The following is a 6,868-nucleotide window of genomic DNA, read 5'->3' on the forward strand; positions in this document are numbered from 1 at the left end:
TTCCGGTACCTGGCGCTGGAAGCGCTGGCGGCCGAAGACACGGCCGGCGTGCGGCGGCGCGGGTTTCCGGTGGGCACATCGGGCTTCTATTTGCGCGAGCCAACGCTGGCCAACCTTGTGCGCGAAGCTCGCCGCCTGGGCATGCACGTGGTGAGCTACGATGCCTTCGGGGCCGACCGTGAGCAAAACCAGGCCCGCAACCTGTTGGCCGCCACCGTACAGCGTAATCCTAATGCCCGGGTAGTAGTGCTGGCTGGGCACGCCCACATCAACGAGCGGCTCAATCCGCAGTTCAAAAGCATGGCGCAGTGGTTTCGTGAGTTGAGTGGTATCGACCCCTTCACCATCGACCAGACCCAACTCGACTACGCGCCCCCGCCCGGCCTGGCAACCCCACCCGCCGGCGCCTACGTGCTGGCCGATGCTCGCTACCAGCCCGCTTTCGATATCCGCGCCGACCTCACCGTGCTGAACCGCCTTGCGCCCGCGCCCGGCAACGGCTTCGGGCAGCCCGCCGCCCGCACGATATCCGTGGTTATTCCGGTTGATAGCCTGCGCTCCCGGCGCGCCCAGCAGCTGCTGGTGTACCGGCTGGCCGAAACCCGGCAGGTGCCCAATCCGCTTCCCGTGGCCGTGCACTGCCTGCGTCCGGGCGAAAATCGGCTTCTGCTGGCTCTGCTGCCCGATTCCTACCTTGTCGAGCTACGCGACGCCGATGGGCAACGCCGCTGGCAGCACGTGCAACAGGTGGGCCCCTAAACCAAGGGCGAGGTGCCGCGGCTGGTTATCTGCATCCACGCTCATCGCTGGTATAGGGCCTATCTTGGGCCCAATATGGTAGTCGGGCCAGCGGCAACCCGGCTGAGCTCTCGCACGTGCTATGGCGTTGCGGCGGCCGCCAAGCTCCAGTTATGTCCCGAATATCCGTTGCTCTGCAGGCGTTTCGCAGTCTGATTCGTACCCCCTCACTGCTCACCCACGTCGTGGCTGGCGATGTGGGCGAGTGGCAGCGTCGGGGGCTGGCCCATGCCGGCCGCGGCCTCACGCCAAAAGGCCTGCCGATGGTGCCGCTGGCGCATTTTCTGAGTCCAAACGATACCACCGTGCGCCCCTTCGCCTTCCGCGAGGGCGGCTCGCTGCCTACCGATTTGCTGCTGCTGCGCGCCCTGGCCCGCCGCGTGCCCAATGGGGCCTATTTTGAAATTGGCACCTGGCGCGGCGAAAGCGCCGCCAACGTGGCCGAAGTCATCGACGAAGTATACACCCTCAACTTATCGGACGCCGAAATTCGCGCCCTCGGCCTGCCCGAGCGCTACATCGAGCTGCACGGCTTTTTCTCGAAGCCCCTGCCCAACGTGTACCACCTGCACGGCAACTCGGCCACCTACGACTTCGAAGAGTTTGCAAAGCCTTTTGATGTCATTTTTATCGACGGTGACCACCGCTACGAAGCCGTGCGCACCGATACAGCCCGCGTGTTCAAACACCTGGTGGGCCCGCGCACCGTGGTGGTGTGGCACGATGCCAGCCGCCAGCCCGGCGAGCCGCGCTGGGAAGTGCTGGCCGGCCTGCTCGACGGCCTGCCCGCCACCGCTACCGGCCAGCTGGTGCAGGTCGAAAACACGCTCTGCGCCCTGTATTCGCCCACGCCGCTGCCGGTGCAAGCCCCCGACCCGCTCGCCGACCCTACCACCTGGTTCGAAGTGACGCTCGCGCCGGTGACAAGCTAGTGCTGCTTAGGTAATCCTGCCGCTTTTTGGGGGTTGGCAGGATTTAACTGGTTTTTAATTGGGTCATTACCGCGGCCCGCGCGGAAAGGCTTACCTTTGAGGCTACTATTGCCCGTTTTGTTCCCTCTTCATCCGTGTTGTTAAAAGCTACTTCCGGCGCGTTTGCCGCCACCCTGGGTTTGCTGGCCGTGCTGGCCTTCCCCGCTTGCAAAACCAGCCCCACCGAGGGCGAGAAAGGCGGCACCGCCACCGGCGACAGCGTAGCCGCCGCGCCGGCCCCCGTCGATACCCTCAAGCTGAAAATGGCCGCCATGCGCCGCGACTCGCTCAAGGCCGACAGCATTGCCAAGAAAACCGGGCAGCTGCCGGGCGCTATTCTGCCGGGCCACCGCATCGTGGCCTTTTATGGCAACATTCGCTCGAAGGGCATGGGCATTCTGGGCCGCGAGCCCAAGGAGCAGATGTTCCGCAAGTTCGAGGGTGTGCTGAAGGAGTGGCAGGCTGCCGACCCCACCATTCCGGTGCAGCCCGCTCTGCACAACGTGACCATTACGGCCCAGGGCACGGCGGGCAAAGACGGCAAGTGGCGCCTGATGAACTCCAAAGCCACCATTGAGGAAGTGATTTCGTGGGCCCGTGAGCACCACTGCATCCTGTTTCTCGACGTGCAGCCCGGCCACAGCACCCTGCAGGTGGAGGTGCCCAAGCTGGAAGCCTACCTCAAGCAGCCCGACATTCACCTTGGCATCGACCCCGAGTTTTCGCTGGCCACCATGCCCGGCGTGCGTCCCAACCAGCGCATCGGCACGCTCGACGCCAAGGACGTGAACTGGACCATCAACTACCTGGCCCGCCTCGTGAGCGAGAACAAGCTGCCGCCCAAAGTGCTGACGGTACACCGCTTCACCCGCAAGATGCTCACCAACTACAAGAACATCAAGCTCGACCCGCGCGTGCAGGTGGTGATGCACATGGATGGCCACGGCGAGCCCACCCTGAAAAAGGACTCGTACCACGACTACATCCAGACCGAGCCCGTGCAGTACACCGGCTTCAAGCTGTTCTACGAGTACGACCCCAAGCCCAAGCCCCACCACATGATGACGCCGGTGGAGGTGCTCACGCAGCTCACGCCCAAGCCGCTCTACATTCAGTATCAGTAGCAGCCCACGCCTAAAAACAGCAACGCCCCGAATCGGTCCGATTCGGGGCGTTGCTGTTTTTAGGCGTGGGCTGCTGCGCAACCCTTTGCTTGCAGCATTGTTAAGTGCCGGGCTGGCTACCCATCGGCCTTGCCCATCGTGCGCCGGGCCGTACTTTTGCACTCCCACCCACCTATCTCGTTCCCAATCCCATGCAAACCGCCACTTCCTCCAACATTTACCAATTCACTGAAGAGCAGCTCGCCGTGCGCGACGCTGCCCGCGATTTTGCCCAGAGCGAGCTATGGGCCGGCGTGATTGAGCGCGACGAGCACCAGAAATTTCCCGCCGAGCAGGTGAAGAAAATGGGCGAGCTCGGTTTCATGGGCATGATGGTGAGCCCCGAGTACGGCGGCTCCGGCCTCGACACCGTGAGCTACGTGCTGGCCATGGAGGAAATCTCGAAGGTCGATGCTTCGTGCTCCGTTATCATGAGCGTGAACAACTCGCTGGTATGCTGGGGCCTGGAGAAGTACGGCACCGAGGAGCAGAAGCAGAAGTACCTGCCGCGCCTGTGCTCGGGCGAAATCATCGGCGCCTTCGCCCTGAGCGAGCCCGAAGCCGGCTCCGACGCCACCAGCCAGCGCACCACCGCCGAAGATAAAGGCGACCACTACCTGCTGAACGGCACCAAAAACTGGATTACCAACGGCACCACTGCCTCGGTGTACCTCGTCATCGCCCAAACCAACCCCGAGCTGAAATCACGTGGCATCAACGTGCTCATCGTCGACAAGGACATGCCCGGCTTCATCCAGGGCCCCAAGGAAAACAAGCTGGGTATCCGCGGCTCCGACACCTGCTCGCTGATGTTCACCGACGTGAAGGTGCCCAAGGAAAACCGCATCGGGGCCGACGGCTTTGGCTTCAAGTTCGCCATGCAGGTGCTGGCCGGCGGCCGTATCGGCATTGCCTCGCAGGCCCTGGGCATCGCCTCAGGCGCCCTCGAGCTTAGCCTGAAATACGCCAAGGAGCGCAAGGCTTTCGGCGTGCCGATTTCGCAGCACCAGGCCATCCAGTTCAAGCTGGCCGACATGGCTACCAACATCGACGCCGCCCGCCTGCTCTGCCTGCAAGCCGCCGCCGACAAGGACAACCACGCCGACTACGCCAAGTCGGGCGCTATGGCCAAGCTCTTCGCCTCAAAAGTGGCCATGGACGCCGCCGTGGAAGCCGTGCAAATTCATGGTGGCTACGGCTTTGTGAAGGAATACCACGTGGAGCGCCTGATGCGTGACGCCAAGATTACCCAGATTTACGAGGGGACTTCTGAAATTCAGAAAATTGTGATTTCTCGGGAAATTCTCAAATAAGACCGGAATTGCCTAAAAAACAGATTCATTGCACTAAACCCAGCCGGTTTTCGGCTGGGTTTCTTGTTTTTGTGAATTTCAAGGTGTTATCTTGCACTGCGGTAGCCGAATTGTTACCCATTCCGCACCTTACATCGGTCTTTTAGACCAGTTCAATTATGGAAGATTACAATAAAGTCATCGAGTCGTTGGGCGTGCGCTACATCAAGGCTAAAAACCTGGTGTTGCACCAGCCCTTCACCGTGCGCAATTCCTATGATGTTGGTAATAACCTGATTCTGTTGCACAAAGGGCACATCACGTTTGGCGAAGAACAAATGGTGGTGGAAGAAGGCGAGATGCTCTTTATTCCCGGCGGCCGCCCCACGCGGGTGAGCTACGGCGTTGACCAGAAAAACCGCGTCATTAGCAACGACGACCTGATTTCGAACAAAGACAAGTTCTTCCACTCCAACGACAGCCTCGACCTCATCGGCGACGAGGCCGAAAGCCACAGCTTCGTGAGCTTCGAAGCCAAGGTGTTCGACTCGGTGAACTTCTTCGCCTCGCTCGACGTGCCGGCCTTCCTCATCTCGGGGCAGCCCAAGCTGGCTAATCTGGTTATTAAAGTGGTGGAGGAGAGCATGCAGGACCTGCCCGGCCGCGAGCGCCTCATCAACATCTACACCGAGAACATTGTGGTAGAAGTGGTGCGCTACGTGTTGCGCAACAACATGTTTGTGGAGCAGCTCGCCACCAACAGCACCTACTTCAAAGACCCGCGCCTCATCGACCTGTTCAACTACATCAAGGAGAACCTCGGCGGCGACCTCAGCAACAAAGTGCTGAGCGGCGTGGCCAACGTGAGCGAGGATTACGTGGGTCAGTATTTCAAGATGCTGACCAACATCAACCCGCAGGACTACATCGAATACCAGCGCATGGAGCGCGCCGTATTCCTGTTGCGCACCACGAAGAAAAGCATCCGCGACATCGGCAAGGAAGTGGGCTACAAAGACACCGCCTATTTCTGCCGCCGCTTTAAGATGATGTTCGGCATCCCGGCCGGCAAAATGCGCCGCCGCGAGTCGGCCATGAACATCTAAGCGCTTCAGTAGCACAATCGAAAAAGCAGCACGTTGTGCTGCCAGAAAAGCAGAAAGCCCCGCTTCGGAAACGAAGCGGGGCTTTTGTTTGCTAATCGGCTAACCTACTCGATGCTACGGTAGTCGCTGTTCAGCGCGTTGCTGCTGCTCGACGACGACTGTGAGCCGTGGTCGGTGCGGGCCGAGGCGTGGCCGTAGGGAGCACCGCTGTCGTCGCGGCCGCTGCCCGAGTGAATGCCGGTATTGGTGGGCGAACTGGAGGTACCGTAGCTACCGCTGCTACCGTAGCGGCTGCCGCTGTTGCCGTAGGCCGAGCCGCTGTCGGAGCGGCTGCTGCCCATTGCGGGGCGGCGGCTGGTACTGGCGTCGGGGGCCTGGTAGCCGTAGCTTTTACGGCCGTAGCTGCCGGCGTCACGCTGGCGGCCGTAGTTATACGAGCTGCTGTCGCTGCTATCCGACGACGAAGACTTGCCTTTGCGGGTGGCCAGCCAGCCAATGCCAGCGGCCAGGATGGCGCCGCCCACTACTTTCTGGGTGGTGCTGAGGCTATTCACGCGGTCGAGGGCGCGGTTGCCGAGGTCTTTCAACGACTGCGGCAACTGGTTTACGCCGTCGAGTACGCCGGAATCTTCAATCCATTTTTTGCCGCTATTCAAGGCCGTGTCGAGCAAGGTGCCTTCCTGGCCGTTGGTTTGCTCGCCTTCGCCTTGGCGGTTCAGGCCGGCGTTGGCAGTATTCTGCGATTGCGCATTGGGCGTGGAGGCCATGCTCTGCGCCGTTGGGTTCTGGTTGGTGTCCGTCGCGCCGGGCGTGGGGGCCGACTTGCGCGAGGCGGCCGAAGCGCCGCTGGCCGTAGCGGCCGACGAGGGAGTGCTAGTGGTGGTGCGGCTGGCGTTGCTCTGGTCCGGCGTGGTGCCGAACTGGTCTTTCTGATTATCCATGATGATTGGGCGGGAAAAGGAGATGAAAGGAATAAAACGCGGCCTCGCTGCCGAAGCTGGGTGGGGCGTGGGGTTTATTCGTATTCGACGCTTGCGGGGTTGCCGAAATGTTCCTTTATTTTCCCGCGTACCTACCACAAAATATTGGCCAAGCACCAAGGCTCACTGCCGGGCCGCCTCGCTGGGCGGGTAGCCAAACTGCCGCGAAAATGCCGTAGAAAAGTGCGCCGGACTATTGAAACCCACCCGGTAGCACACTTCGGCCACGGTCCCGGCCTGGGCCCGCAGCAGCTCGCGCGCCACTTGCAGCCGCTCGGTGCGGATGTATTCGGCCGGCGACTGCCCGGTAAGGGCGCGTAGCTTGCGGTGCACCTGCGTGCGGCTCAATGCCACGGCGCTGGTGAGCTGCTCCACCTCGAATTCGCCATTATCCAGGTTCTCGGCCACAGCGGCGGCCACCCGGGCCAGGAAAGTCCGGTCGATGGCCGACAGCGTGGGCGGGGCAGGAGTGGGGGCCTCAGGTACCGCTTCACTCACGAGCGCTGCCCCGGCCGTGGCGGGATGCTGCGCGGCTAAGGTTTGGGCGCGGGTGCGGTC

7 protein-coding genes are annotated in these 6,868 nt (G+C 61.7%); 5 read left to right on the forward strand and 2 right to left on the reverse strand.

Annotated elements, in window-relative coordinates; translation table 11 throughout:
- The 5 genes from ACYVDE_RS11350 to ACYVDE_RS11370 form a co-directional block, all read left to right on the forward strand.
- Nucleotides 1–759 (forward strand): hypothetical protein (locus ACYVDE_RS11350; RefSeq protein WP_460501655.1); only part of this gene is annotated, 759 nt, incomplete at its 5' end.
- A 152-nt stretch (nt 760–911) separates the two neighbouring features.
- The gene (locus tag ACYVDE_RS11355) at nt 912–1,730 is read left to right on the forward strand and encodes a class I SAM-dependent methyltransferase (RefSeq protein ID WP_460501657.1); all 819 of its coding nucleotides are present in this window, start codon (nt 912–914) and stop codon (nt 1,728–1,730) included.
- A 134-nt stretch (nt 1,731–1,864) separates the two neighbouring features.
- Entirely contained in the window at nt 1,865–2,893 is a 1,029-nt protein-coding gene (locus ACYVDE_RS11360; RefSeq protein WP_460501658.1) for a hypothetical protein, read from the forward strand.
- Between the two features lie 191 nt (nt 2,894–3,084).
- Complete coding sequence (locus tag ACYVDE_RS11365) at nt 3,085–4,245, forward strand: acyl-CoA dehydrogenase (RefSeq protein WP_460501659.1); 1,161 nt, start codon at nt 3,085–3,087, stop codon at nt 4,243–4,245.
- A 158-nt stretch (nt 4,246–4,403) separates the two neighbouring features.
- Complete coding sequence (locus ACYVDE_RS11370) at nt 4,404–5,330, forward strand: helix-turn-helix domain-containing protein (protein ID WP_460501660.1); 927 nt, start codon at nt 4,404–4,406, stop codon at nt 5,328–5,330.
- A gap of 104 nt (nt 5,331–5,434) precedes the next feature.
- Here the strand turns inward: ACYVDE_RS11370 and ACYVDE_RS11375 are convergent, their stop codons facing one another.
- Both ACYVDE_RS11375 and ACYVDE_RS11380 read right to left on the reverse strand, forming a co-directional pair.
- Nucleotides 5,435–6,271: a hypothetical protein gene (locus ACYVDE_RS11375; RefSeq protein ID WP_460501661.1), complete on the reverse strand. Its 837-nt coding sequence runs from the start codon at nt 6,269–6,271 to the stop codon at nt 5,435–5,437.
- Nucleotides 6,272–6,433: 162 nt separating this feature from the next.
- Nucleotides 6,434–6,868 (reverse strand): helix-turn-helix transcriptional regulator (locus ACYVDE_RS11380; protein WP_460501662.1); only part of this gene is annotated, 435 nt, incomplete at its 5' end.

The sequence above is a fragment of the Hymenobacter agri genome (assembly GCF_054778495.1).